This window comes from Paraburkholderia sp. FT54 (assembly GCF_031585635.1).
Taxonomy (GTDB): Bacteria; Pseudomonadota; Gammaproteobacteria; order Burkholderiales; family Burkholderiaceae; genus Paraburkholderia.
The window spans coordinates 1,746,961-1,771,980 of sequence record NZ_CP134196.1 but is presented as its reverse complement, the minus strand read 5'-3'; the positions used below and the strand labels follow the sequence as shown (position 1 = coordinate 1,771,980).

Sequence of the window (25,020 nt, the reverse complement as noted above, 5' to 3'; positions counted from 1 at the left end):
TCATGGTGAATTCCGGACGCTGGTTAGTCGAGCCGGGGGAATGAAAATGGCGGCGCTTTTGGGCGCCGCCATTTTTTTGTCTTACTCACTGCGTTTCTCAATCTTCACGGCTGGACGAAACTCGCGCTTCGTCCAGCCGCTCAACCGCTTATTGCTTACCGCTTGTCGACGACCGTCGTGTTATAAGTCGTCGCGCCGATCACCACATTGCTCAACGTAATGCCGTTGACGTTGTATGCGTAGATCGGCCCAGGCGTCGTCGCGCTCGCAGGTCCGGCCGAGACCGCCGTGCCCAGATTGCAGTTCGAGATCGTGACGCCGCTGATCGGCGGAATGGTCGGCGTGGGGGCCGGGCCGTTGTAGTCGAACGCGACGGGCCCTTGGGCGACGATCGCCTGAAAGCACGAGCCGGTCACGCCTCCGAGCGTCACGTTGCTCGCCGTCACGTTCGAAATGTTCACGTTCTGCACGACCGCCGGACGGATTCGAATCGCGTCGTTCGCCGGTTGATAGTCGCAGTCGAATGTGATCAGGCCGCCCTGTGCCGCCGACGGATTGGCGGCGGTTGCCGTCACGACGCCGAGCGGCACCGTGGCGTTGATCGGGCTGCCGCTCAGCAACGCGCTGCCGTAACCCCCGCCTTTCAGGGCGACGCCGTTGGGCAGCGTGACGGTATCGACATAGAAGTTCTTCACGAAGCCGCCGCGATTCATGTTCGTCTTGATGCGAATCGCGATGTTCAGCGGATTGGTCGCCCAGTTCTCGTTCAGCATCCGCAGATCGCGTGCGTAAATGTTCTGCACGCCGCCGCCCATTTCGCTGCCGAGCGTGATGCCGCCGTGGCCGCTGTTCATGGTGCAGTTCTGGATTACGTGGTTCTGCGCGGGGCCGTATTGCGTGTCCAGATCCTTGCCCGACTTGATCGCGATGCAATCGTCGCCGGTGTTAAACGTCACGTTGTCGCACAGCACGTTGTTGCACGCGTCCGGATCGAAGCCGTCGTTATTCGGGCCGATGCTGTTGGTCGTCACGCCGCGAATCACGACGTTCTTGCAATCGGTCGGATGATGCTGCCAGAACGGCGTGTTGTTGGTGCTGTAGTTCTCCATCAACACATTCGTGCAGCCGAGGAACTCGACCATGCACGGGCGCAGATAGTGCCCGATGCCGAAGACCCGCTGTGCAATCGGCACGCCTGCTTCGGAGAGGGCGGGCAGGTAGTTCTGGTCCTGCTGCCACGGTGTCGTGGGACTGGTCAGTTGCGCGTAGAGCGCGTCGGAGATACCCGGCGCCGCGGTTTTCAGATCGACGTTCTTCGGATTGAGGTACGCCTGCGACGGCGTCGACGAATTTACGCAGCCGTACGCGCCATTCGATCCCTTGAAGGTCCACCAGCACGTCGCGGTGTTGCCGCTGCCGGCGAACGGCGTCATGGCTTGCCCGTTGAGCACCGAAGTCGCGTCTTCACCGGTCAGCGCGATGTTGGTCTGGTTGCGCGCATAGACTGGCGAGCCGTAGTTCAGGCAATCGTTCGCCTGCCAGCGGCTATAGAACAGATTGCCGTTGGCGCCGGAGGCGACCGGGCCGTCCTTCGCGTAGTCAGCCGGGTTCGGGCTGAAATAGATCGTGCAGTTCGCGCTGAGGTGGAAGTTCACGTTGCTGAGCAGGACGATCGGCCCGGCGCAGTACCACGTGCCGGCGGGCACGACCACGCGGCCGCCGCCCGCGGCGTTGCAGGCCTGGATGGCGGCGAGAAACGCGGGGCGCGAGTCGAACGAGGCAGCGGCGTTGGTCTGGTTCGAACCAGGGCTCGCGAGCGACGCCGAGCCCGTGTACGGATTGGTCGCGGCGACGACGGCGCACGGTTTGGCGCCGTACTGCGTGACGACGAAATCGCGGGCGGGAAACATCGACTGGGTGATGCCTTGCAAGGACGCGATGATCTGCGTCGCGGCGCCCGAGGTGCCCCAGATCGGGTCCTGTACCACAGGCGGTGTCGTCGTCGGCGGCGTGCCGCCGTTGACGGAGCCGCCGCAGGCGGATAAGCCGCCAAGCAAGGTCGCGCCCGCTGACGTACCCGCCAGCACGATAAACGCGCGGCGAGCGGGCGAATTCGGTTCAGCCTGGCCGGGCGTATTCGATGTTGCCCGCTTGCCGTTGGTTTTATCTATGGTTGCCACGGATGTCTCCTTGCCCTTTGCGGGCGTTGTCAATGATCGCTGCTCTCGGGGGATGCGGTTCGTCGAAGCCGTTTTCTTAACTTAAGGTATCCTTAATGTTTGTGAAGAAACTTTGTCGATTGGGACGATGCAACTTTCGCTAACTCGCTGCGAAACAGGCGAACGCACGCATGCGCCGCTCCGTCTTGCCTAACTGCAAAGGGCAAACGGAGCGGCGCATCGAAAAGTGACGTGCGGCTTAAGCGGTCTTCTGGCCGATCTCATGATTGGCGAGGAATTCGAGTGCTCGCACCATCGCCGAGTGATCCCACGCCTTGCCGCCATGCGCGACGCAGGCATTGAACAGCGCCTGGCAGGTGGCCGTATTCGGCAGGGACACGCCGAGCGATTGCGCAGTCGAAAGCGCGAGGTTCAGATCCTTCTGGTGGAGTTCGATGCGGAAGCCCGGATCGAAGGTCCGTTTGGTCATGCGTTCGCCATGCACTTCGAGAATGCGCGAGGACGCGAAACCGCCCATCAGCGCTTCACGCACGCGCGCCGGATCGACACCGGCTTTGGACGCGAGCAGCAGCGCCTCGCCCACAGCCTCGATCGTCGCCGCGACGATCACCTGATTGGCCACCTTGCACACCTGGCCGGCGCCGACTCCGCCGATCAGGGTGACGTTCTTGCCCATCATGTCGAAGAGCGGCTTGACGGCATCGAAGGTCGCCGTTTCGCCGCCCACCATGATAGTCAGCGAGCCGGCCTTGGCGCCGACTTCGCCGCCGGAAACCGGCGCATCCAGATAGTCGGCGCCGCTCTCGCGCACCCGGGCCGCGAACTCGCGCGTGGCCATCGGCGAAATCGAGCTCATGTCGACCACGGTTTGTCCCGCTCGCATCGCGCTTGCAAGGCCTTGTTCGCCGAACAGCACGCGCTCGACGTCGGGCGTATCGGGCACCATGATGAAAATCACGTCGGCCTGCGCGGCCACGGCGGCAGGGCTGTCGCACGCGAGGGCGCCCGCCTGGATGAGATCGTCGGGCACGCCGCTGCGCGTAAACGCCGCCAGCGCGACGCCGTTCTTGAGAAGATTGGCGGCCATGGGCCTGCCCATGATGCCGAGTCCGATAAAGCCTGCTTTTTGCATGGAATGCTCCGAAGATGTCACGGCGGCCGGATTATTGCTGGCCCGCCTGTTTCTGCATGAAGTGTTTCTGAACCGTCTGCGCGGCGCCTTTCAGCAGCCCCAGATCCGCGCAGACCGCGATCACGCGGCAACCCATGGACAGGTAGCGCTCCGCGTCGGCCTGGACCGGAGCGAGAATGCCGCTCGGCTTGCCGGCCGCCTGCGCGCGTTCGAACACACGGGCAATTGCCTGCTGCACGTCGGGATGACCCGGATTGCCGATATGGCCGTAGGCGGCCGCGAGGTCGGATGGTCCGACGAACACGGCATCGACGCCGTCCACAGCGAGAATCTCGTCGATCGAGTCGACCGCCTTGCGGCTTTCGATCTGCACGATGACGCAGACGTTCTCGTTGGCGATGTCGAAGTAGTCGGGCACGGTCGCATAGCGATTGCCGCGCTGGCTCACTGAGACGCCGCGAATGCCCTGCGGCGGATAGCGTGTAGCGGCGACGGCGCGGGCCGCGTCGTCGGCACTGTCGACGAACGGCACCAGAAAATTCGAGAAGCCGCTGTCGAGGAGTCGCTTGATGAACACGCTGTCGTTGGCGGGCGGCCGCACGACAGGCGCGCTGGCGCTGTCCTTGAGCGCCATCAACTGGGGGATCAGAGTGAGGACGTCGTTCGGCGCGTGCTCGGCATCCAGCAGCATCCAGTCGAAGCCGACAATGCCGAGCAGCTCGGTAACAACTGGACTGGCGAGCGACGACCAGCAGCCGATCAGGGTTTGACCGCCGCACACGGCTCGGCGGAAACTGTTGGGTAACGGCTGGTAGGGCGTGACGGCTGGCATGGGCTGTTTTCCTCGAACGGCAATGGATCGGGCGGTTCCGACGACGGCTGGATGCAAGTTATAAGTCGTCGTATGTCTTGATTGCAGATTAGCACCGGCCACGCGAGTTGTAACGGTCAGGTAAACCCGAATTCCTCACCAGGCAGGCGTTTGAGGTTGCGTGGACGCCCCGCCATGTTGTAGGATGACTTATATCTTAGGCCTTCACTCAAGGAAAGCAAATGTCTATTACCGGCGAAATGCTGATCGGCCGCAAAGCGGTGCGCGGCGAGGAAAAACCATTGCATGCGTTCAATCCTGCCACGGGATCCGACATCGCGGAGCCGGTCTTCGGCAGCGGTTCGGCCGCCCTCGTTGGGCGCGCGTGTGAACTGGCGCAGCAGGCGTTCGATCCGTACCGCCACCTGCCGCACACGGTGCGTGCCGAGTTTCTCGAGCGTATCGCCGACGGCATCACGGCATTGGGCGACGCGCTGATCGAACGGGCGCACCAGGAATCCGGTTTGCCGAAGGCGCGTCTCGAAGGCGAACGCGGCCGCACCACCGGCCAGCTCAAACTGTTCGCGCAAGTCGTGCGCGCCGGCCAGTGGCTCGCCGCCACGCTCGATTCGCCGCTGCCGGAGCGCAAGCCGCTGCCGCGCTCCGATCTGCGCATGCAAAAGATTCCGCTCGGCCCGGTCGCCGTGTTCGGCGCCAGCAATTTCCCGCTCGCGTTTTCGGTGGCGGGCGGCGATACGGCGGCGGCGCTCGCGGCCGGCTGCCCGGTCGTGGTGAAGGCGCATCGCGCTCACCTCGGCACGTCGGAGATGGTCGGCCGGGTGATCCAGCGCGTCGCGCAGGAAATGGACTTGCCTGAGGGCGTGTTCTCGCTGATCGTCGGCGCGGGGAATTCCGTCGGCGAGGCGTTGGTTTCGCATCCGGCCATCAAGGCGGTCGGCTTCACCGGTTCGCGCGCGGGCGGCACGTCGCTGATGCGCGTGGCGGCGGCGCGCGCCGAGCCGATTCCGGTCTACGCGGAAATGAGCAGCATCAATCCTGTGTTCCTGCTGTCGGATGCGCTGGCTCAGCGCGGCGAGAGCATCGCGCGCGGCTTCGTCGATTCGCTCGTGCTCGGTGCCGGTCAGTTCTGTACCAATCCGGGCCTCGCGATTGCCGTCGACAGCGACGCGCTCAAGCATTTTGTGGCCACCGCCTCCGACGCGCTGAGCGGCAAGCCCGCGCAGACCATGCTGACGTCCGGCATCCACGCCGCTTATGAAGAAGGCGAGGGCAAGCTGGCGGCGATCAAGGGCGTCGAGGCCGTGGCACGCGGTGTCGATACAACCGGCCCGACCCAGGCGCGCGCGACGTTGTTCGTGACCGATGCGCAGACGTTCCTCGCCACGCCGGCGCTGGAAGACGAGGTGTTTGGCCCGGCGTCGACCATCGTGCGCTGCAAGGACGAGCAGGAATTGCTCGCGGTCGCTGAGTACTTTGCCGGCCAGTTGACCGCCACCGTGCAGATGGACAGCGCCGACCTGGCGGCGGCGAAGAAGCTGGTGCCGATTCTCGAGCGCAAAGCCGGGCGGATTCTGGTGAACGGTTTCCCGACGGGTGTCGAGGTGTCGCACGCAATGGTGCACGGCGGTCCGTTCCCGGCGACGTCCGATAGCCGCGCGACTTCGGTCGGCACGACTTCAATCGAACGTTTCCTGCGTCCGGTCTGCTACCAGGATTTTCCGGCCGATCTGCTGCCCGAGGCACTGACCGACGGCAACCCGCTGGACCTGTGGCGCCGTCGCGATGGCGAGATCACGCGCGGCTAACTGGTGTGATCGAGTGAGATAAAAGAATGGCCGGGATATCCCGGCCATTTTTTCTATTGCGTCTGCCCAAGCGAACCGAGTCAGCTATTCGCCTCAGCGGCTTCGTTAGCGCGCCGCAAACGCTCGCGGCTGTTGGACAAATGCATGCGCATGGCCGCGCGCGCGCCTTCCGCATCGTGCCGCGTGATCGCTTCGAGAATGCTTTCGTGCTCGAGGTTGACGAGCGACAGATAAGCGTCCGGTTCCGCGTGCGCAATGCCCGCCGAATCGAGCCGGTTACGCGGAATCAGCGCGCTGCCCATTTGCGTGAGAATGTCGACGAAATAGCGGTTGCCGGTGGCGCGCGCCACCGAGATATGAAACTGCAGATCGGCGTCGACGCTGTCCAGCCCGTTATGACGCGTGGCTTCGATCGCGTCGAGCGCGGCGCGCATGCGCGCGAGGTCGTCCGGCTTGGCGCGTTGCGCGGCGAGACCCGCGCATTCCGTTTCGAGGCTGATGCGCAGTTCCAGGATCGACAACACGTCGCGCAAGGTGGTGGCGGGCACCATGTCGATGCCCAGCTTTTCGCGCTGCGGCTCCAGCACGAAGCTGCCGATGCCGTGCCGCGTCTCGATGATCTTGCCCGCCTGCAAACGCGAAATCGCCTCGCGAATGACAGTGCGGCTCACGCTCAGCGTGACCATGAGTTGCGATTCGGTCGGCAGTTTGTCGCCGGGCTTCAGGGCGTTGGACGCAATCTGCTCGGTGACGTAGCTGACGACGAACTCGGCAAGATTACGCGCGCGTCGTGGCGGTGCCGCGGATGCCAGTGGTGTAGCCATCGAAAACGCCCCTTGAATCAAATAGTTGCAGACACTTTTGCGTCTCATTATACCGTCGTCTGACGACTGATTATAACCACGCCATATCATTTTGCGGGCCGGCGCCCAATGCGGCGCCGAAGTCCCTTTCTGGCCTGCATTTCACGCTGCGACGGCGCTCAATTCGCCGTCCGCAGGGAAGTACGATAACCGCCGCGCGATCAGCGCGGGCGCAATTCGACCCGCTTGATGTCTTTCACGATCACGAGATAGCTGAACACCGTGAGCAGGGCGTTGATGCCCACGAACACCAGCGCGCCGTTGAACGACCCGGTCTTCGCCACGAGATAGCCGATCACGATAGGCGTCACGATGCCGGCCACGTTGCCGAACATATTGAAGATCGCGCCGGACAGGCCGAGCGCTTCCTTCGGCGACGTATCGGCGACGACTGCCCAGCCCAGCGCGCCGATACCTTTGCCGAAGAACGCGAGCGACATGAGCGCGACTACGACCCAGTCGGTCGACACGTAGTTGCAGCCGATGATGCACACCGACAGCAGCATGCCGCCGACGATCGGCACCTTGCGCGCGATGGTCAGCGAATGGCCGCGCCGGATCAGTCCGTCGGACAGCACACCGCCGAGCACGCCGCCGGAGAATCCGCAAATCGCGGGCAGCGAAGCCACGAGACCGGCTTGCAGAATCGTCATGCCGCGCGCCTGCACGAGGTAGATCGGAAACCATGTCAGGAAAAAGTAGGTCAGCACGTTGATGCAGTACTGCGCGAGATAGACGCCGACCAGCATGCGGTTGCTCAACAGTTGACGAACCAGCGACCAGCCGCCGGTATTTTCGATCCTGTCGGCGGAGCGGGCCTGCTTCTGCCCGTTGATCACGCCGCCGCCCTGTTCGATGTACTCCAGTTCGGCGCGCGAAACGCGCGGATGGTCGGCGGGATTCTTCATCACCTTCAGCCACGTGAGCGCGAGCACGAGTCCCGTTACACCCATCACGACATAGACCATGTGCCAGCCGAACGCATGCGTAAGCCACGCCATCAGCGGCGTGAACACGACGGCGGCGAAGTATTGCGCCGCATTGAAAATGGCCGACGCCGTGCCGCGCTCGTTGGTCGGGAACCAGCTCGCGACGACCTTGGCATTGGCCGGAAACGCCGGCGATTCGGCCGCGCCCATCGCGAAGCGCAGCACGAACAGCGCGGTGACGGCGGCCGCCGCGCTGCCCAGCAAACCGATGGAGCTTTGCAGCAGTGTGAAGAGCGACCAGAAGAAAATGCTCGCCGCGTAGACGCGCCGCGCGCCGAAGCGGTCCAGCAGCCAGCCGGCCGGCAGTTGCGAGAGCACATAGGCCCAACTGAACGCCGAGAAAATGTAGCCCATGCGGATTGCGTCGAAGCCGAACTCGGCGCGCATCGCCGAGCCGGTGACCGAGAGCGTGGCGCGGTCTGCGTAGTTGAACGTCGTGATCAGAAAGATCAGCAGCAGGATTGCGTAGCGGACTCGCGTGCGCTTTGCGACGTGGGCGGCACTCGCCGTGCGGCTCATTTCCATGGTCATCTCCTGAATCTTTTATGCAGGGAAGAGGGGCTGCCCCGGACGTCGTGGCGCAACAAACGCCACGAGCCTTTCGATACATTCGTGCGGCACAAAAACGCCCGGCGACGTTGCCGTCCCGGGCGCTCTTTGCGGTGCCGTCGACGCGGCCATGGTTCGCACGGCCGCCGGGTGTTGACTGCTTCGGTTACGCCAGCCGGATTACTGCGGGCCGAGCGTCTTGATGAGCGCGTCCAGCTTGCTCATCTCTTCTTCCGTCAGATCGGTCAGCGGTGCGCGCACCGGGCCGGCGCTGTGGCCGACCAGCTTCGCGCCCGCCTTGACGATGCTGACGGCGTAGCCTGCGCGGCGGTTGCGGATCGCCAGATACGGCAGGAAGAATTCGTCGATCAGCTTGCCGACGGTCGCGTGGTCGTCCGCGGCGATCGCGCGGTAGAAGTCCATCGCGGTCTTCGGAATGAAGTTGAACACCGCCGACGAATACACCGGCACGCCCAGCGCCTTGTATGCCGCGGCATAGACTTCCGCGGTCGGCAGGCCGCCGAGGTAGGAAAAGCGCTCGCCGAGGCGGCGGCGGATCGTCACCATGTTTTCGATCTCGCCTACGCCGTCCTTGAAGCCGATCAGGTTCGGGCAGCGCTCGGCCAGCCCTTCGAGCATATCGGCGTTAAGCTTGGAGTTGGCGCGGTTGTAGATGATCACGCCCATGTTCGGCACGGACTTGCAGACTTCTTCCGCGTGCGCGGCGATACCTTCCTGGCAGGCTTCCGTCAGGTAGTGCGGCATCAGCAGAATGCCGTTCGCGCCGTGGCGCTCGGCTTCCTGTGCGTAGGCGATCGCGACGCGCGTCGGGCCGCCCGCGCCCGCGAGAATCGGCACCTTGCCTTTGCAGACTTCGGTGGCCGTTTTCACCACGTTCGAATAGTCGTTGTGCGTGAGCGAGAAGAATTCGCCCGTGCCGCCTGCGACGAACAGCGCCGAAGCACCGTAAGGAGCGAGCCATTCGAGGCGCTCGGCATAGGTGTCAGCGCGGAAATCGCCTTGTTCGTCGAAGTCGGTAACCGGGAAGGACAGGAGGCCTTCGGAAACGATCTGCTTCAGTTCCTGCGGTGTCGTCATGATAAGTATCCAGAGCTCGGAATGGTTCGCGGGTTGGGTCGCGAATGCTTTGATCAGTAGAAATGGAGATTTCTTATACGTCATCGTACAACAACAAATCGACTAACTCAACGGGCATTTGACGGCATAATGCTTGTCATAGGGTAAATACGGAACGTCTGTGCAATCTTTCATGTTGTAGGATGACGTATGAATAGCTGGCGCAGCAGGCGTACAGCGCCATGAGGATCGATGCAATGGAACAATCTCCGCTCTACATTCGCGTTCACCCGAATGACAATGTCGCGATCGTCGTCAACGACGGCGGTCTGGGTGAGGGCGCGGTATTTCCCGATGGGCTGGCGCTGCGCGAGCGCGTGCCGCAAGGGCACAAGGTCGCGCTGGCCGATCTGGCCGAGGGCGACGAGGTCATCCGCTATAACGTGGTGATCGGCTATGCGCTCAAGGCCTTACCCAAGGGCAGCTGGATCAACGAGCACGTGATCCGCATGCCGAGCCCGCCGGGACTCGAGGATCTGCCGATCGCCACGATCAAGGCGCCGGAGATGCCGCCGCTCGAAGGCTACACGTTCGAGGGCTACCGCAACGCGGACGGCTCGGTCGGCTCGCGCAACATCCTCGCCATCACGACCACGGTGCAATGCGTGGCCGACGTGGTCCAGCACGCGGTCGCCCGCATCAAGGCCGAGCTACTGCCGAACTATCCGAATGTCGACGACGTGGTGAGTCTCGGGCACACCTACGGTTGCGGCGTCGCGATCGACGCGCCCGATGCGATGGTGCCGATCCGCACCGTGCGCAATATCAGTCTGAATCCGAATTTCGGCGGCGAGGTGATGATGGTCAGCCTCGGTTGCGAAAAGCTGCAACCCGAACGCCTGATGCCGCCCGGCACGATTCCGATCGCCGCGGCCGCGAATGTGGCCGAAGTCGCGGACATCGGCGATATCGAGGCGGATCTGAACGGCGATGTCGTCGTGCTGCAGGACGAATCGCACGTCGGCTTCCAGTCGATGATCGAGTCGATCATGAAGATGGCCGACGGTCATCTGAAGCGTTTGAACAATCGCCGCCGCGAAACCTGTCCCGCGTCTGACCTGGTGATCGGCGTGCAATGCGGCGGCAGCGATGCGTTCTCCGGTCTCACTGCGAATCCCGCCGTGGGCTACGCCACCGACTTGCTGGTGCGTGCCGGTGCCACGGTCATGTTCTCCGAAGTCACCGAAGTGCGCGACGGCGTCGATCAACTGACGGCGCGCGCGGCCAACCCGGAGGTCGCCGCGGCGATCATCCGCGAGATGCAGTGGTACGACGATTATCTGAAGCGCGGCGGCGCGGACCGCAGCGCCAACACCACGCCGGGCAACAAGAAGGGCGGCCTGTCGAACATCGTCGAGAAGGCGATGGGGTCGATCATCAAGTCGGGTAACTCGGCGATTTCCGGCGTGTTGTCGCCCGGCGAAAAGGTCCGCCAGAAAGGGCTGATTTACGCGGCCACGCCGGCCAGCGATTTCATCTGCGGCACGCTGCAAGTCGCGGCGGGTATCAATCTGCACGTGTTCACCACCGGCCGCGGCACGCCGTATAGCCTCGCTGAAGTGCCCGTCATCAAGGTCGCGACGCGCTCGGATCTGGCGCGTCGCTGGCATGATCTGATGGACATCAACGCCGGCACCATCGCGACCGGCGCGGCGACCATCGAAGAGGTGGGCTGGGAACTGTTCCGTCTGATGCTCGAGGTCGCCAGCGGCCGCAAAGAGACTTGCGCGGAAAAACTCAAGCTCCACAATGCGCTGACGCTGTTCAATCCGGCGCCGGTGACCTGATAGGCTGGCTTGCTTCGGCCGGCGCGGCTCGCTGATTCTGATCGCACTCACACCAACATAGAAACATGACTGATTCGAACCTTGACCGCAGCGCGGCACAGAAACCCTTCCGCCGACTGCTGCTGACCGGCGCGGCCGGCAACCTCGGCAAGCAATTGCGCGGCGCGCTCGCCGCGTGGGCCGATATCGTGCGCGTCACGGATATTGCGCCGCTCGGCGACGTGGCGGCACACGAGGAAGCCTCGAGCGTCGACCTCGCGAACGAAGCCGCGGTTCATGCATTGCTCGAAGGCGTCGACGCGGTGATCCATCTCGGCGGTATTTCCATCGAGGCGCCGTTCGAAGACCTGCTCGAAGCGAACATCCGCGGCCTGTACAACCTTTATTCGGCCGCGCAGAAGCAGGGCGTGAAGCGCATCGTGTATGCGAGCTCGAATCATGCGGTGGGTTTTCATCCGGTGACGGAGGTCGTCGATATCGACGCGCCGCTGCGTCCCGACAGCCTGTACGGCGTGACGAAGTGCTTCGGCGAATCGTTGTCGCGCTACTACTTCGACCGCTTCGGTCTGGAGACGGTGTGCCTGCGGATCGGTTCGTCGTTCGAGCAGCCGAAGAATCCGCGCATGCTCGTGACCTATCTGAGCTTTCGCGACTTCATCGAACTGGTCCGCTGCTCGCTGTTCACCAACCGCGTGGGTCACGCGATCGTCTACGGTGTGTCGGATAACCGGACCAAGTGGGTGGACAACACCAAGGCCGCGTTCCTCGGCTTTCGTCCGCGGGACAGTTCGGTCGAATTCGAGCATCTGTTTCCGGTCACCGCGCCCACTGCCGAACTCGACGATCCGACGCAGCGTTTTCAAGGCGGCGCGTTCGTGCTCGCCGGTCCAATGGAGCCCAAACGGTGAGCGCCGCAACGAACCCGCGAGTGGAACGGGTCGAGGCAGCGGGCCAGGCGCCGGCCTCGGTCGGCGAAAGTCCCGTCTGGCGTGCAGCGGAACAGGCGCTTTACTGGGTGGACATTCCGGCGCAGAAGATCGTGCGCTTGCGCATCGATTCGGGCGAGCGCTCCGAGTGGCTGTTGCCGGAGAAGGTTGCATGTATCGCGTTCGATCGTCGCGGCACGGTGCTGGCCGGCTGCGAGACCGGGCTCTTTGCGGTCACGCTGACTGAAGCCACGGCGGCCGGCGAAGCCGTGCAGGTGACAGGCCGCAAGCTCGCCGCGCCGGATTTCGCATGCGACGACATGCGTTTCAACGACGGCCGTTGCGACCGGCAAGGCCGCTTCTGGTCCGGCACGATGGTGCAGGACATGGCTGCGGCTAAGCCGGCCGGGGCGCTCTATCGTTTTGACGAGCGCGGCGTGCTGTCCGCGCCGGTCGTCGAGGCGCTCATCACGCAGAACGGCCTCGCGTGGTCGCCGGACGGCACGACCATGTATCTGTCGGACTCGCATCCGTTGCGCAGGCAGATCTGGGCATTCGATTACGACGTCGAGACTGGCGAGCCACGCAACCGTCGCGTGTTCGCCGACCTGAATCACTATGCGGGCCGTCCGGACGGCGCCGCGGTGGACGCCGACGGCTGCTACTGGATTTGCGCGAACGACGCGGGCCTGTTATTGCGCTTCACGCCCGAAGGCAGGCTGGACCGGCAAATCGCCGTGCCGGCTATCAAGCCGGCCATGTGCGCGTTCGGTGGACGCCATCTGGATACGCTGTTCGTGACGTCGATTCGGCCGGCGGCGAACGCGAGCGAGCACGACGGGCATCTGTTCGCCGTGCGCCCGGGCGTAAGCGGGCTGCCCGAGCCGGAGTTCGCGGGCGAGTTGTAAGCGGAGTTTGCGTGAGAAGGGCGCCGGGCATGTTGCCATGTCCGGCGCCCTTTCTTTTGTCCGCTTGATATTCATCACTCATCGTACAACACCGTGGCGTGAAACTGACAGTTCCGCCATTTTTCTTCTCCGAAAAACCACTCGTCCAGCACGCCGGCCAGTCTCCCTGACCGCGCGCCCAAGCCACGCGCAGCTTCGCATGCGATGTCGCGGTCAGAGGTGCTGGGCGGCTTCGCGGTGCGGGTAAATACCGTCTGTACAACTCAAACTGTGTTTTATAGACTTCATATGTCGTCGTACAACGTATAAGCCCAAACAAATTCCTTTCCGTGGATTTCGAGTTTTTCGTTCGGTATGAACGAGGCGGTGTCGACGTGCGCGACACCTCGCACACGCGGCGCAAGCCGATGCAGTTGAAGCAAAAGTAAAAGAGTCGAGTTGTCTGGCAGGAGTGCTGAGCATCTGCGCCGGGGACGTTGCACAGGCCAGCACGGCAAAGCGCTCGCGACCGCAAGCGGTGGCGAGCGTCGAGCCGGGAGACGCAGCAAACCATGGCGCATCCGCGGGCGGCCGCCCGCAAGCGGCCGTCCGCAATCGATTGGATGGTCAATTTTTCAAGGAATTTCACGATGAACAAGAAGTTTGCCTCTTCCCGTGTTTCGCTGATCGTCGCAGCTTCGGTGCTGGCCTTCAGCACCGTGTCGGCACAAGCGCGTGTGTTCCGCGTGTCCGACGTGCATGGCGACACCTACCCGACCAACATGGCCGTGAAATACATGGGGGAACAGATCAACAAGGCAACCGGCGGCAAGGATTCCGTGAAGGTCTTCGGCAATAGCGCGCTGGGTTCCGAAAACGACACCATCGATCAGGTGCGCATCGGCGCGCTGGACATGGCGCGTGCCAACGGCGCCGCGTTCAACGAGATCGTGCCCGAATCGATGATTCCGTCGCTGCCGTTCCTGTTCCGCGACATCGACCATTTCCGCAAAGTGATGTACGGCCCGGAAGGCCAGAAGATTCTCGACGCCTTCAAGGCCAAGGGCATGATCGCGCTGACGTTCTACGAGAGCGGCGCGCGTTCCATCTACACGAAGAAGCCGATTCACACGCCGGCTGACATGAAGGGCCTCAAGGTTCGCGTGCAGCCGTCCGATCTGATGGTCGACGAAATCCGCGCAATGGGCGGCACGCCCACGCCGATGCCGTTCGCAGAAGTCTATACGGGCCTGAAGACGGGTCTGGTGGATGCCGCTGAGAACAACATACCGTCGTACGAAGAAACCAAGCACTTCGAAGTCGCGCCGGTCTACTCCGAAACGCAGCATTCGATGACGCCGGAAGTGCTCGTGTTCTCGAAGAAGGTGTGGGACACGCTGACGCCGCAAGAGCAGGACATCATCAAGAAGGCCGCCGCCGACTCGGTGCCGTACTACCAGAAGCTGTGGACCGCGCGCGAAGCCGACGCGAGCAAGACGGTCACGAAGGGCGGCGCGACCATCGTCGCCTCGTCGCAGATCGATCGGGCCGCGTTCGTCAAGGCCATGCAGCCGGTATGGGCGAAGTACGAAAAGACTCCGCAAATGAAGCAGATCGTCGACGAAATTCAGGCAGTCAAATAAGGTTCGCCTGAACGGAGGCGAAGCAGCGGCGAAGGCGCGCGAGAAGATTCGCGGGCTCTGCCGCTGCGCGCTTTCCGAACTGGAAGAGTCGAGCAGGATTGCTGAATATTAAAGACAGGTCGGTCGTATGCAAGGATGGGTTCAATGAGATTCATGAAGCGCCCAAATGATTTTCTGTTCCGCGGGCTGGTCATCGTGGCATCGGTGAGTCTTGCCGTGCTGAGCCTGCTGGTGATCTACAGCGTCGTGATGCGCTACGTCTTCAGCGATGCACCGGATTTCGTCGAGCCCATCGCGCTCCTGCTGGTGATCGTGATCGCCATGTTCGGCGCCGCGCTCAAGGTGCGCGAAGGCGGTCATATCGGGCTCGATTCGCTTGTCAAGAAATTGCCGCCGAAAGGGCAGCTCGTGGCAACGGTCTTTCAGCATATTTGCCTGATCGTGCTGGCCGTGGCGATTTTCTTCGGGTGTTTGCAGATGGTGGAGGCCACCGCCGAAGACCGGATTCCAATTATCGGCTTGCCTGAATCCTTGCGTTACTGCATCCCGGTTATTGCCAGCGTCTGCATAGCAATGTTCTCGTTTGAGAATCTGCTGACGCTTTTTGCACAGAAACAAAAATAGAGCAATCATGGAACTTGCCATTCTCTCCGTTAGTTTCCTCGTTTTTCTCATTCTCGGCGTTCCTGTTTCCTTCGGGCTCGGGCTCTCATGTGTCCTGACTTACCTGTATGAAGGCTTGCCGGCGGCCACCGCCATGCAGTCGATGATTTCGGGCATCAACGGCTTTTCGTTCCTCGCGGTGCCGTTCTTCATCCTGTCGGGCGAACTGATGCTGCACGGTGGCATCGCGGACCGCATCCTGCGTTTCGCGCAAGCCACGGTCGGGCATTTCCGCGGCGGCCTCGGCATGGCGAACGTGGTGGCCTGCACGTTGTTCGGCGGGGTCTCCGGTTCGCCATCGGCGGATACGTCGGCCATGGGCGGCGTGGTTATTCCGCTGATGAAGCGTGAGGGTTACAGCGCGGCGTACGCGGTCAATGTGACGACTCACTCGTCGCTGGCAGGCGCGCTCATGCCGACGTCGACCAACATGATCATCTATGCATTCGCGGCGCAGGGCATCACCGGCACCTTGAATGGCCACCCGATGAGCGGTGTCTCGATCGGCGATCTGTTGTTTTCCGGTCTGCTGCCAGTGTTGTGGGTGATGGGTTTCGTGCTGGTCGCCGCATACTGGCAAGCAGTCAAATACGGTTATCCGCGTCGTGCCGACGGTTCGACGGAATTGCAGAAATTCCCCGGCTGGTACGCCGTGGCCCGCACGTTCCTCGGCGCATTGCCCGGCTTGATGGTGATCGCGATCATTCTGGTTTGCGTGGCAAAAGGCATTGCTACCGCGACAGAAGCCGCCGCTATTGCGGTGTTTTATTCGCTGGTGCTGACGATCGTCGTGTACCGCTCGATGACGATGAAGAAGCTGTTCCACGCGCTGTCCAAAGCGGCCAAAACCACCGGCGTGGTGCTGCTGCTGATCGGCGTGTCGAACATGCTGCGTTACCAGATGGCTTATCTGGAGATTCCGGATGCGATCGAACACATGCTCGATGGCGCGACCAGCCTGCCGTGGCTGATGCTGCTGTACATCAATCTGATCCAGATTTTCCTCGGTACGTTCGTCGACATGGCGGCGCACATCCTGATCACCACGCCGCTGTTCCTGCCGATGGCGATGCACGCCGGCGTGGGTCCCGTGCAGTTCGGGATCATGATCCTGCTGAATTGCGCATTGGGTCTGGTGCACCCGCCGATCGGCTCGGTGCAGTTTATCGGGTGCGCGATTGGCAATGTGTCGATTGGTGAAACTACCAAGGTGGCGTGGCCTTATTACCTGGCTATCTTCAGCGCGATCAACATCGTGACTTACGTGCCGATGTTCTCGACATGGTTGCCTAGCCTGATCAATGGTCATCCGGTATTTTGAAGTCCTTAATTCACACTCAGCGGAACTCGAACAGTGCCGCCATCAAAGAATAATCTTTTAAAGAGGAGCAGAAATGAAAAAGGCACTAGCAACCTCAGCCCTTGGGTTGGTCGCGCTCGGCGCGCACGCACAGAGCAGCGTGACGTTGTACGGGATCGTCGATACGGGGATCGGCTATCAGAGCAGCCAGACGTCGCTCGGTTCGACCAGCGGCGGTCGCTCGGTGGTGAAAATGGTCAACGGCATCTGGGCCGGCAGCCGTTTCGGCCTGAAGGGCGCCGAGGATCTGGGCGGCGGCACGAAGGCGATCTTCCAGTTGGAAGAGGGCTTTAACAGCGCAAACGGCGCGCAGTCAGTCTCCGGCCTTGGGTTTAACCGCCAGGCTTATGTCGGCGTGGCGAATGCCACCTACGGTACGCTCACGGCGGGCCGCCAATATACGTCGTACTACACGCTGCTCTCCCCGTACAGCCCGACCACGTGGCTGACGGGCGCGTACGGTGCGCACCCGGGCGATATCGACTCTCTGGATACGCTGTACCGCGCCAACAACTCGCTGGTGTACACGTCGCCGAGCCTGTATGGCGTGACGGCTAGCGGTTCGTATTCGCTGGGCGGCGTGCCGGGCAGCTTCAACGCCGGTTCGACGTGGAGCGCGGCCTTGCAGTACCTGAACGGTCCGTTCGGTATTGCGGCGGGCTTCCAGCGCATCAACAACTCGACGCCTGGCGGCGGCGCATGGGGCCCTGACTCCACGACGTCGAACGCAGGCGCTCAGGCTGGCGTGTCGGCCATCAACAACGGCTATCAGCGGGCGCAGGCACAGCAGCGCGTGGCGGTGACGGGCGGCTATGCGTTCAGCCCGCAGTGGGACGTGTCGTTCGCGTACTCGAATGTGCAGTACATTCCGGGTATCAACTCGCCGTTCCACACCACGGCGATCTTCAACACCGGCGGCGCCGTGCTGCACTTCAAGCCCTTGACGGCACTGGACCTGGCTGCGGGCTACAGCTATACGCGTGCAACCAAAGCGAACGGCATCACGAGTTCGGCCAGCTACCAGCAGTTCAACCTCTCGCAGTACTACAGCCTCTCCAAGCGCACCGGGCTGTATGCGCTCGAGGCGTACCAACGTGCAGGCGGCCAGACCCTGGGTACGAACGGTGTGAGCATCATCAACGCGACGGCCAGTGTCGGCGACGGCCAGAACGGCACGCCGTCTTCGTCACGCAGCCAGTTTGCAGCGGGTGTGGGCATCATCCACAAGTTCTGATGGCGTAACCTCGTGGCGATGTGTTGCTACGTCGCCACGGCGATGCGCTTTAAATACGCATCGCTGAGCATCACGAGCTGCGCGCGCAACGCGCGCAGCATCTTCGGCGCCCGGCCTTCCAGCATTGCATACGTGGGCCGCGGCCAGCGCGTTCAGCCAGAGTCACCATCGGCAAATCGGCGAATTTCGCGTGAGGAGCCGTTTACAGCAACGTGATGGTGGCCGCGCGCATGCGTTCCGACGCCTCGCGTACCAATCCCGTCGTGTTCAGTTCGGCCGCGATTACCTACAACGCGCGCGATCCGTCCATCCGCGGCGAGCGGGCGGCAAACATCGTCAGGCACACCGCACGCCGCGCGCTTCGCGCTCAGGCGTCGGACCACAAACGCCCAGCGGTCGCCCAGTTTTCGCGTTTCACGTCGGTGAGAATGATATCCACCGAGTTCGCTTCGACGCCAAGCGATTCGCAGGTCGCCTTGGTGATGGCTTCGACGAATTGGCGTTTCTGTTCCACCGAGCGGCCTTCGAAGAGTTCGATATGAAATGTGGGCATGGCGTGACTCCGTTAAAGATGAGATTGGGATTGAGCAGAGCGTGGCGCGAATTCAATCGCGATAGCTGGTGTCGAGGCGGTCGAGTTTGCGCAGCAAGGCAGGCCATTCGAGCGCGCCTTCAATCGCGCCGCCATCGTACAGTTGTTCCGCCGTGCGTGCGGCGACCGCGGCGCTCGGCACGACCAGTTCGCTGCCGCATGCTTGCGCCTGCAACTGGATCTCACATGCCTTGAGCAGCGTTGCCATCAGCACATAGGCTTCGGCGACGGTGCGGCCGGCGGTCAGCGTACCGTGATTGCGCAACAGCATGGCAGGCTTGTCGCCGAGATGTGCGACGAGGCGCTCGCCTTCCGCCGGCGTGAACGCGAGGCCTTCGTAGTCGTGGTACGCGAGTTGGCCGTAGAAACGCAGCGCGTGTTGCGACGCGGGCAGCAAGCCGGCCGGTTGCGCGGAAACGGCGACGCCCGCCGTATTGTGCAAATGCATCACGCAGAAGGCATCGGCGCGCGCTGCGTGGACCGCCGCGTGCAGCGCGAAGCCGGTCGCGTTCACCGCATATTCGCTTGCGCCGACGATGTTGCCTGCAATATCGATCTTTACCAGATTCGACGCGCGCACTTCATCGAAGGCGAGGCCGAATGGATTGATCAGGAAGTGGCCGGGTTCGCCCGGCACGCTCGCCGAGATATGCGTGTAAATCAGATCGTCCCAGCCGTTGAGCGCCGCGAGGCGGTAGGCCGCGGCCAGGTCGACGCGGGTCTGCCGCTCCGCGTCGGACAAGGGCCCCGCCTCGGCGACGCGGCCGGCTGGGGTGTGAGTGAACGACATGTCTGTCTCCTGAAGTTGCCTGATCGCCCAAACGCGTGCGAGCGGGCGCGGGCGCGTGGCAGGCCTGACGGCCCAGCTAGCTTGCGCGTCTGGCTGGAGCCGGCGTGGTCGCGGCGCGTGCGGCATCGACAGGTTTCGCCGGTTCGGCGGCACCCACGGCCATGCCGCACACGAGGCGCCGCTTGAGCCACTGTACGCTCCACGTCGCGAGGACGAAGGGCGCCGTCATGACCGGCCAGCCGACATGCGCCGCCGCCGCTTGCAGCAAGACCGCCACGGCCACGCCGCCGAGTATCGCGACGACGCCGCAGTCCGCCAGCGCGAGCGCAGTCAGCGCGCCGTTGAATCCTAACAGGCCCGCGTCGAACGAGCTTGTCGTGGCGCCGAGCAGTAAATGCGCAGCGCTTGCGAACACTGCCCCGATCAGCGCCCAGCACGCATGCCTGCGCGACGCCGCCGCAATCCCGATCAACACCAGCAAACCGGGCAACGCGTCCGACGCAAAGCCGGTTTGCGCGAAACTGGCCAACAAGCCGCTGCCCAATTGCGTCGCGCTCAACGTGTGGGCCGGGGCCACGTTTACCGACGGCGCGTTGACCGTCACGATCGGCAGCCAAAGCCAGGTGACGATCAGGCACGGGCTCGAAAAAAAGCCGAGCCCACGCGCAAGCAGCCAGCGCGACCACGGCTCCACAAACCACGCCGTGCACGTGGCGGCAAGAATAGCCACCGCACCGGCTGTCGCATTGTCGGCGATGAAGCTGAAGGCCGCGAGCCCCGCCAGCGCGCCATTGAAACCGTGCAGTCCGGCGCGCGTATCATCCTCGCGATACCCGGCCAATACCGCGCTGACGTTGGCCGCGACCGCACCCATCAGCGCCGCGCAGGCGAGGCGCGGGTCGTAAAGCAGCCAGGCGGCAAGCAGGCACGCGCCGGTGAAGGCGTTCGCTTGCAGCACGATCTGGCCGAGGCTGCGCAACAGCGTGCGCAAGGCGGCGGATTGAGCTTCGGTCGCGGCAGCGTGCATGATATGAAGGCGGCGTGATTTCGATGATGCGCAAATCCGCGGCGCGCGCGTCGGGCGTGCGCGAGCTGGATGACTGCGAACCGCGAGCATAGGCCAGCTACGCCGCGCCGGGCATTGCCGCGCGTTGATAGTGGCTATTTGCGACACATATCCGCGATGCCCGTGGTGCTCGACACATCGGTGGAACGAAAGCTTTCGCGCTACGATATGAGCCCGACGGAGCCAGGCAGAACCTGGCTGCGCCGCTTCACGAGGAGACAGGCAGATGCGTGAATTACGGTGGGCATCGGAAGAGGGCGACGGCATCGAACATCTGGCGTTCGACGCGCACGAGGACGGCTTCGCGGTGGAAAGCGCCGTGGTCGGGCAACGCGACGGCAAGCCGTATGGGCTGCACTACAGGGTGCGCTGCGACGCGCAATGGCATACGCGCTATGCGTGGCTGAAGATCGTCGGCGGCGGCGAACTGGAATTGCATGGCGATGGCGCGGGCCATTGGCACGATGGACACGGCCTCGCGCTGAGCGCGATTGAAGGCTGCATCGACATCGATATCGCCGCTACGCCGTTCACCAACACGCTGCCGATCCGCCGCTTGCAACTGGCCGAAGGCGAGCGCCAGCCGATTTCGGTGGCCTATATTTCGACGCCGGATTTGCAGGTCACGCGCGTCGAGCAGGCGTACTCGTGCATCGCGTTGCATCGCGAGTATCGCTACGAAGGTATCTTCCGCAACTTCACGGCGGATATGAAGGTCGATGACGACGGTCTCGTGATCGACTATCCGACGCTCTTCACACGCCTGCCGCGCGAGCGCTGACCGTCGCCTTCGCCATGGTGGCGCCGGCGGCCTGCATCGCAATGCTGCGCAACCGGCCTCAATTCGAGTTCGCGGACGCGACGCTTCAGCCGCGCTATGGCGCCACGTCGTCCGGCACGCTCGAGTCACCCTTGCCGAGCGGGCGCTGCATCAAGGTCGTATCGAGCCAGCGACCGTGTTTGAAGCCTACCGCCTTCAACGTGCCCGTCAATTCGAAACCCAGCTGTGTATGCAGCGACAGCGAGCCGCCGCTGCCGCCGTCCGCGATCACGGCGACCATCTGACGCCACGGTCCAGTTTCGCAGCGCTCGATGAGCGCCTGGAGCAGCACGCGTCCCAGACCCCGGCCGCGATAGGCGTCGTTCACATAGATCGAATCTTCGATGGTGTTGCGATACGCGGCGCGCGGCCGGTAAGGCGTGGCGTAACAATAGCCGGCGACTTCGCCGTCGATCTCCGCCACCATGTACGGCAGCCCGTGGCTGCGTACCGACGCGAGCCGCGTGCGCAGATCGTCGACGGAGGGCGGGGTTTCTTCGAATGAGGCGACGCCGGTCAGCACGTGGTGTGCGTAGATCGACTGAATCGCGGGAAGATCGGCTTCGGTGGCGTCGCGGATCAGCGGGGTGGCCGCGTTCGCCGATCCGGAAGCGGCGGGCGCGGGGTGGGTGGTGCTCATACGTGTTCCTGTCGTGGCGATAGATCGGGGAATACGTTTTACTATGCCCGCCGCGCGTGCGAATTTGAAGCGCGTCAAAAATCGCCACGGGGTATGGCCGGAATTTGCGCTTTGGCGCATGCGCGCGGAGCAGCACACGTCAGCAATCTCTGGCAACGACGACGCGCGTCCACGGTCGCCGTTGCTCCGCTCAGCTATGCGAGTACGTATCCGGCTGCGTCACATGCCCACGATGATGCCGGCGATGCTTCGCGTTATGTTCCGGCCTGGCTTGGGACATCGGCGCATGCTGTTCGGCGGAATGCTGCGGGGCCGGTGCCTGTTGAGCCTGCGCGCCAGGCGCGGGATGCGCATGACCGGACGGCAGCGTGCTTTGCCCTTCGCCGAAACGGAAGGTTTGCGAAGTCTGGGCGTACGCGCCGACAGAGAGCGTCAGGGCGGCAACCGCCAGGCAAATTGAAAACTTCATGGGTCCTCCTTCTGAACGAGCCAGTGAGGATACCCGTTTTCGTGGCAGTCGATCGATCACATCAGACGCAGCGGCCCGCTTGCGCTGTTGTCGATCAGCGGCAACGCGCGCGAGCCCGGCAACTCGTAGTGCCACCATTCGTTCCTGATGTGCGTGAAGCCCGCGCCGTGCATCACGCCCAGCAACAGCATGCGATTGCGCTGCACGTCTATCGGCAAGCCGGGGTGAAAGTGCTCCGATTCGATCGTCATCGCGTCGAAGCCGGTGCCCATGTCGAGTTCCTCGCCGTGGGCGTCGAGCAGTGTCACGTCGAGCGCGGTCCCGCGACTATGGTTGGAGCCGCGTGTCAGGTCCGCCACGTAAGTCGGGTCGGGCAGAAAGTCCCACAGCACCTGCTGCGCTTGCGGCGGCCGGTACGCATCGAAAATGCGCAACGTCGTGCCGATCTGGCGTGCCAGTTCGGCCGCGCGGCGCAGCGCCGCCTCTGCCGGTTCGAGCAGAAGACAATGTGCGGCCTTGTAGATCGGTTTGCCGGTGAAGTTGCGGGCGGTGGCGTAGACGAGGTCGATATCGACGCCATGCGTGGCGTGCGTGATTTCAACGAGTCGATGGTCGGTCATGAGGCGAAGGAAGCGGAGTGCATCAGAGGTCGTCGAATTGATCGAATTCGCTTTGCAGTTCGCGGTTGCGCGCCACGCGTTCGTCGATACGCGGCCCGAGTCTTTCGACGATCGCCGAAATCAGCAGATTGAAGAGACAAGTGAGCGGCGCGAGCGAGTCCCAGAACTGGCCGACGTCGGTCTTGACCTGCAACAGATCGCCGTCGAATTCGCGCGCCCACGGACAATAGATGTCGGTGATGAGCGCGAAGGGCAGGCCGCGTCGCGTGGCCGCTTCGCAATAGCGACGCGCGACCTTCGAATACGCGCGGGTGTCGGTGACGATCAGATACGGCGAGTCGGACCCTGAGTTCAGCGAATCGACGTACGAGCCCGACATGCCGTCGGAATAGAACACGCGCGGACGAATGTATTCGAGGTAACTGTAGAACGCATTGCTGATGCCGCGCGTGGACTGAATGCCGAGAATGTAGACGGCATCGGCGTTGGAGATGCGTTCGGCCACTCGCGCGAACACCGGCGATTGCGCGAGCTGGTAGACATGCTGGATCGCGCCGATTTCGAGTTCGAGCGAATGGGCGAGCGCGGGGTTGGGCGTGCTGGCCGAACTGGCGTCCGGCACGGTTTCGTCGTGTTGACCGGCGGCGCGGCGGAACGCGTCGAGCCGGTCCGTGATCAGCCACGGACGCTCCTGCGCGCCGCGCAGTTCGCGTTTCAGGTCGTCGAGATTCTGATAGCCGATGCTGCGCAGGAACCGGCCGACCGAAATGCCGCTCGTGCCGGCTTGCTGGGCGATCTGATCGGCGGTTTCGAGACCCAGCCGGTCAAGGTTCGCCAGCATATAGCTGGCGACGCGCTTGGAGGTGGGCGTGAGTTCGGCAAAGCGGGCTTCGACGGTTTGAGCAAAAGCGGTCGGCATCGTGTCGCGGCGTTGGGCGGTGGTTAGTCGATCGTTGGAATGATGACATATTCAACCGGCCGCCCACTGCGCGCGCCCGAAAATCGAGGAGACGCATGCCAGCCGCAGGCGCGACGCGCATCAGACAGCCGGCCGCGCCGGCGCCGCTCGCGAGAACCGCCGCGCGCCCGCCACGCAGCCCACTACGACGACGGTGACCAGAATCATCGCCGGCGGCACCTGTTCGTGCAGCAGCAACCCCGCGAGCAGCAGGCCAAAAAACGGCTGCAGCAATTGCAACTGCCCGACGCCGGCAATGCCGCCGAGCGCGAGGCCGCGATACCAGAACACGAAGCCGATCAGCATGCTGAAGAGCGACACGTAGGCGAGCCCCCACAGCGACGCGTGACTGACACCGTCGAACGACGCGGGCCGCGTCCACACGGTGAGCGGAAGCATGAGCGGCAGCGACAGCACGAGCGCCCATGAAATCACCTGCCAGCCGCCGAGGTGGCGCGACAGGCGCGCGCCTTCGGCATAGCCCAGTCCGCATGCGACGATGGCGGCCAGCATCAACGCGTCGCCGACGGGCGATGCATCGAGCCCGTGACGCAAGGCAAACGCCACGACCGCGCCGCTGCCCAGCGCCGAGAACAGCCAGAACGCCGGTTGCGGCCGCTCGCCGCCGCGCAGCACGCCGAAGATCGCCGTGGCGAGCGGCAGGAGGCCGACGAACACGACGGCATGCGCCGCGCTCACGTGGCGCAGCGCGAGCGCCGTCAGCAGCGGAAAGCCGACCACCACGCCGAGCGCGACGATTACCAGCGGAATCACTTCGCGGCGGGACGGCCGCGCCTGGCGAAATACGAGGAGGAGCAGCAGACCGAGCGTGCCGGCGATCGTCGCGCGCGCGACCGTAAGGAATAACGGGTCGAGGCCTTGCACGGCGACGCGCGTGGCCGGCAGCGAGCCGCTGAAAATCAGCACGCCTATCAAGCCGCTCAGCCAGCCATTTGTCGTTTTGTCCATCGGGAGGGTCCGCGCGCAGGGAAGAGGGACTCATAGCATCCACTATCCGGCCATGGACAGTAAGGTACGGATCGGTGCAAATCGTCCAAACTGTACCGAGGAATGGGGC

The 25,020-nt window shown here is 63.4% G+C and carries 23 protein-coding genes; 9 read left to right on the top strand and 14 right to left on the bottom strand.

Features of this window, described 5'->3' with window-relative positions; genetic code table 11:
* Nucleotides 1-155 precede the first annotated feature (155 nt).
* The 3 genes from RI103_RS27465 to garL all read right to left on the bottom strand — a co-directional run bounded on the left by RI103_RS27465 (nucleotide 156) and on the right by garL (nucleotide 4,144).
* The gene (locus tag RI103_RS27465) at nucleotides 156-2,180 is read right to left on the bottom strand and encodes a glycoside hydrolase family 28 protein (protein ID WP_310815628.1); all 2,025 of its coding nucleotides are present in this window, start codon (nucleotides 2,178-2,180) and stop codon (nucleotides 156-158) included.
* A 238-nt stretch (nucleotides 2,181-2,418) separates the two neighbouring features.
* Entirely contained in the window at nucleotides 2,419-3,312 is an 894-nt protein-coding gene (locus RI103_RS27460; protein WP_310815626.1) for a 2-hydroxy-3-oxopropionate reductase, read from the bottom strand.
* Between the two features lie 31 nt (nucleotides 3,313-3,343).
* Nucleotides 3,344-4,144 (bottom strand): 2-dehydro-3-deoxyglucarate aldolase, encoded by an 801-nt coding sequence (garL, locus tag RI103_RS27455; protein ID WP_310815625.1) that lies wholly within the window; start codon nucleotides 4,142-4,144, stop codon nucleotides 3,344-3,346.
* 221 nt (nucleotides 4,145-4,365) lie between these two features.
* Between garL and RI103_RS27450 the strand changes: the two genes are divergently transcribed.
* On the top strand, nucleotides 4,366-5,949 hold the full coding sequence (locus RI103_RS27450; protein WP_310815623.1) for an aldehyde dehydrogenase (NADP(+)): 1,584 nt from the start codon (nucleotides 4,366-4,368) through the stop codon (nucleotides 5,947-5,949).
* 80 nt (nucleotides 5,950-6,029) lie between these two features.
* On the opposite strand, the gene RI103_RS27445 is transcribed toward RI103_RS27450, so the two are convergent.
* From RI103_RS27445 to kdgD, 3 genes are all read right to left on the bottom strand, one after another.
* The gene (locus RI103_RS27445; protein WP_310815622.1) at nucleotides 6,030-6,773 is read right to left on the bottom strand and encodes a FadR/GntR family transcriptional regulator; all 744 of its coding nucleotides are present in this window, start codon (nucleotides 6,771-6,773) and stop codon (nucleotides 6,030-6,032) included.
* Between the two features lie 200 nt (nucleotides 6,774-6,973).
* The gene (locus tag RI103_RS27440) at nucleotides 6,974-8,326 is read right to left on the bottom strand and encodes an MFS transporter (RefSeq protein WP_310815621.1); all 1,353 of its coding nucleotides are present in this window, start codon (nucleotides 8,324-8,326) and stop codon (nucleotides 6,974-6,976) included.
* A gap of 204 nt (nucleotides 8,327-8,530) precedes the next feature.
* On the bottom strand, nucleotides 8,531-9,448 hold the full coding sequence (kdgD, locus tag RI103_RS27435) for a 5-dehydro-4-deoxyglucarate dehydratase (protein WP_310815619.1): 918 nt from the start codon (nucleotides 9,446-9,448) through the stop codon (nucleotides 8,531-8,533).
* Between the two features lie 236 nt (nucleotides 9,449-9,684).
* Here kdgD and garD point away from each other — a divergent pair, with 236 nt between their 5' ends.
* The 7 genes from garD to RI103_RS27400 all read left to right on the top strand — a co-directional run bounded on the left by garD (nucleotide 9,685) and on the right by RI103_RS27400 (nucleotide 17,987).
* On the top strand, nucleotides 9,685-11,274 hold the full coding sequence (garD, locus tag RI103_RS27430) for a galactarate dehydratase (protein ID WP_310815618.1): 1,590 nt from the start codon (nucleotides 9,685-9,687) through the stop codon (nucleotides 11,272-11,274).
* A gap of 65 nt (nucleotides 11,275-11,339) precedes the next feature.
* Nucleotides 11,340-12,182: an NAD(P)-dependent oxidoreductase gene (locus tag RI103_RS27425; RefSeq protein ID WP_310815617.1), complete on the top strand. Its 843-nt coding sequence runs from the start codon at nucleotides 11,340-11,342 to the stop codon at nucleotides 12,180-12,182.
* Nucleotides 12,179-13,108 (top strand): SMP-30/gluconolactonase/LRE family protein, encoded by a 930-nt coding sequence (locus RI103_RS27420; RefSeq protein WP_310815616.1) that lies wholly within the window; start codon nucleotides 12,179-12,181, stop codon nucleotides 13,106-13,108. Before RI103_RS27425 ends, RI103_RS27420 begins: the two co-directional genes overlap by 4 nt.
* Before the next feature lie 629 nt (nucleotides 13,109-13,737).
* Entirely contained in the window at nucleotides 13,738-14,730 is a 993-nt protein-coding gene (locus RI103_RS27415) for a TRAP transporter substrate-binding protein (protein WP_310815615.1), read from the top strand.
* A 144-nt stretch (nucleotides 14,731-14,874) separates the two neighbouring features.
* Nucleotides 14,875-15,354, top strand: coding sequence for a TRAP transporter small permease (locus RI103_RS27410; protein ID WP_310815613.1), 480 nt, complete (start codon nucleotides 14,875-14,877; stop codon nucleotides 15,352-15,354).
* 7 nt (nucleotides 15,355-15,361) lie between these two features.
* Nucleotides 15,362-16,714 (top strand): TRAP transporter large permease, encoded by a 1,353-nt coding sequence (locus RI103_RS27405; protein WP_310815612.1) that lies wholly within the window; start codon nucleotides 15,362-15,364, stop codon nucleotides 16,712-16,714.
* Nucleotides 16,715-16,787: 73 nt separating this feature from the next.
* Nucleotides 16,788-17,987: a porin gene (locus tag RI103_RS27400; protein ID WP_310815611.1), complete on the top strand. Its 1,200-nt coding sequence runs from the start codon at nucleotides 16,788-16,790 to the stop codon at nucleotides 17,985-17,987.
* A gap of 367 nt (nucleotides 17,988-18,354) precedes the next feature.
* Here the strand turns inward: RI103_RS27400 and RI103_RS27395 are convergent, their stop codons facing one another.
* From RI103_RS27395 to RI103_RS27385, 3 genes are all read right to left on the bottom strand, one after another.
* Entirely contained in the window at nucleotides 18,355-18,540 is a 186-nt protein-coding gene (locus RI103_RS27395; protein WP_168790837.1) for a 4-oxalocrotonate tautomerase, read from the bottom strand.
* Nucleotides 18,541-18,592: 52 nt separating this feature from the next.
* A complete protein-coding gene (locus RI103_RS27390; RefSeq protein WP_310815610.1) occupies nucleotides 18,593-19,369 on the bottom strand; it encodes a class II aldolase/adducin family protein in 777 nt (258 codons plus the stop codon).
* Between the two features lie 76 nt (nucleotides 19,370-19,445).
* Nucleotides 19,446-20,396, bottom strand: coding sequence for an urea transporter (locus RI103_RS27385; protein ID WP_310815608.1), 951 nt, complete (start codon nucleotides 20,394-20,396; stop codon nucleotides 19,446-19,448).
* Nucleotides 20,397-20,661: 265 nt separating this feature from the next.
* Between RI103_RS27385 and RI103_RS27380 the strand changes: the two genes are divergently transcribed.
* The gene (locus RI103_RS27380) at nucleotides 20,662-21,216 is read left to right on the top strand and encodes a putative glycolipid-binding domain-containing protein (protein ID WP_310815607.1); all 555 of its coding nucleotides are present in this window, start codon (nucleotides 20,662-20,664) and stop codon (nucleotides 21,214-21,216) included.
* Between the two features lie 94 nt (nucleotides 21,217-21,310).
* Here the strand turns inward: RI103_RS27380 and RI103_RS27375 are convergent, their stop codons facing one another.
* The 5 genes from RI103_RS27375 to RI103_RS27355 form a co-directional block, all read right to left on the bottom strand.
* Nucleotides 21,311-21,895 carry a GNAT family N-acetyltransferase gene (locus tag RI103_RS27375; RefSeq protein ID WP_310815605.1) on the bottom strand — a complete coding sequence of 195 codons (585 nt, stop codon included), beginning with the start codon at nucleotides 21,893-21,895 and terminating at the stop codon, nucleotides 21,311-21,313.
* Nucleotides 21,896-22,085: 190 nt separating this feature from the next.
* The gene (locus tag RI103_RS27370) at nucleotides 22,086-22,364 is read right to left on the bottom strand and encodes a hypothetical protein (protein ID WP_310815603.1); all 279 of its coding nucleotides are present in this window, start codon (nucleotides 22,362-22,364) and stop codon (nucleotides 22,086-22,088) included.
* Between the two features lie 56 nt (nucleotides 22,365-22,420).
* Nucleotides 22,421-22,984 carry a D-alanyl-D-alanine dipeptidase gene (ddpX, locus tag RI103_RS27365; RefSeq protein WP_310815602.1) on the bottom strand — a complete coding sequence of 188 codons (564 nt, stop codon included), beginning with the start codon at nucleotides 22,982-22,984 and terminating at the stop codon, nucleotides 22,421-22,423.
* Nucleotides 22,985-23,006: 22 nt separating this feature from the next.
* Complete coding sequence (sapR, locus tag RI103_RS27360; RefSeq protein ID WP_310815600.1) at nucleotides 23,007-23,903, bottom strand: sap1 transcriptional regulator SapR; 897 nt, start codon at nucleotides 23,901-23,903, stop codon at nucleotides 23,007-23,009.
* A gap of 120 nt (nucleotides 23,904-24,023) precedes the next feature.
* Nucleotides 24,024-24,911 carry a DMT family transporter gene (locus tag RI103_RS27355; RefSeq protein WP_310815598.1) on the bottom strand — a complete coding sequence of 296 codons (888 nt, stop codon included), beginning with the start codon at nucleotides 24,909-24,911 and terminating at the stop codon, nucleotides 24,024-24,026.
* Nucleotides 24,912-25,020 lie beyond the last annotated feature (109 nt).

What these genes read in the sequence shown, in the direction of transcription:
- RI103_RS27460 (WP_310815626.1), bottom strand. Translation starts at nt 3,312, where the DNA reads ATGCAAAAAGCAGGCTTTATCGGACTCGGCATCATGGGCAGGCCCATG.
- garL (WP_310815625.1), bottom strand. Translation starts at nt 4,144, where the DNA reads ATGCCAGCCGTCACGCCCTACCAGCCGTTACCCAACAGTTTCCGCCGA.
- RI103_RS27450 (WP_310815623.1), top strand. Translation starts at nt 4,366, where the DNA reads ATGTCTATTACCGGCGAAATGCTGATCGGCCGCAAAGCGGTGCGCGGC.
- RI103_RS27445 (WP_310815622.1), bottom strand. Translation starts at nt 6,773, where the DNA reads ATGGCTACACCACTGGCATCCGCGGCACCGCCACGACGCGCGCGTAAT.
- RI103_RS27440 (WP_310815621.1), bottom strand. Translation starts at nt 8,326, where the DNA reads ATGGAAATGAGCCGCACGGCGAGTGCCGCCCACGTCGCAAAGCGCACG.
- kdgD (WP_310815619.1), bottom strand. Translation starts at nt 9,448, where the DNA reads ATGACGACACCGCAGGAACTGAAGCAGATCGTTTCCGAAGGCCTCCTG.
- garD (WP_310815618.1), top strand. Translation starts at nt 9,685, where the DNA reads ATGGAACAATCTCCGCTCTACATTCGCGTTCACCCGAATGACAATGTC.
- RI103_RS27425 (WP_310815617.1), top strand. Translation starts at nt 11,340, where the DNA reads ATGACTGATTCGAACCTTGACCGCAGCGCGGCACAGAAACCCTTCCGC.
- RI103_RS27415 (WP_310815615.1), top strand. Translation starts at nt 13,738, where the DNA reads ATGAACAAGAAGTTTGCCTCTTCCCGTGTTTCGCTGATCGTCGCAGCT.
- RI103_RS27410 (WP_310815613.1), top strand. Translation starts at nt 14,875, where the DNA reads ATGAGATTCATGAAGCGCCCAAATGATTTTCTGTTCCGCGGGCTGGTC.
- RI103_RS27405 (WP_310815612.1), top strand. Translation starts at nt 15,362, where the DNA reads ATGGAACTTGCCATTCTCTCCGTTAGTTTCCTCGTTTTTCTCATTCTC.
- RI103_RS27400 (WP_310815611.1), top strand. Translation starts at nt 16,788, where the DNA reads ATGAAAAAGGCACTAGCAACCTCAGCCCTTGGGTTGGTCGCGCTCGGC.
- RI103_RS27395 (WP_168790837.1), bottom strand. Translation starts at nt 18,540, where the DNA reads ATGCCCACATTTCATATCGAACTCTTCGAAGGCCGCTCGGTGGAACAG.
- RI103_RS27390 (WP_310815610.1), bottom strand. Translation starts at nt 19,369, where the DNA reads ATGTCGTTCACTCACACCCCAGCCGGCCGCGTCGCCGAGGCGGGGCCC.
- RI103_RS27385 (WP_310815608.1), bottom strand. Translation starts at nt 20,396, where the DNA reads ATGCACGCTGCCGCGACCGAAGCTCAATCCGCCGCCTTGCGCACGCTG.
- RI103_RS27380 (WP_310815607.1), top strand. Translation starts at nt 20,662, where the DNA reads ATGCGTGAATTACGGTGGGCATCGGAAGAGGGCGACGGCATCGAACAT.
- RI103_RS27375 (WP_310815605.1), bottom strand. Translation starts at nt 21,895, where the DNA reads ATGAGCACCACCCACCCCGCGCCCGCCGCTTCCGGATCGGCGAACGCG.
- RI103_RS27370 (WP_310815603.1), bottom strand. Translation starts at nt 22,364, where the DNA reads ATGAAGTTTTCAATTTGCCTGGCGGTTGCCGCCCTGACGCTCTCTGTC.
- ddpX (WP_310815602.1), bottom strand. Translation starts at nt 22,984, where the DNA reads ATGACCGACCATCGACTCGTTGAAATCACGCACGCCACGCATGGCGTC.
- sapR (WP_310815600.1), bottom strand. Translation starts at nt 23,903, where the DNA reads ATGCCGACCGCTTTTGCTCAAACCGTCGAAGCCCGCTTTGCCGAACTC.
- RI103_RS27355 (WP_310815598.1), bottom strand. Translation starts at nt 24,911, where the DNA reads ATGGACAAAACGACAAATGGCTGGCTGAGCGGCTTGATAGGCGTGCTG.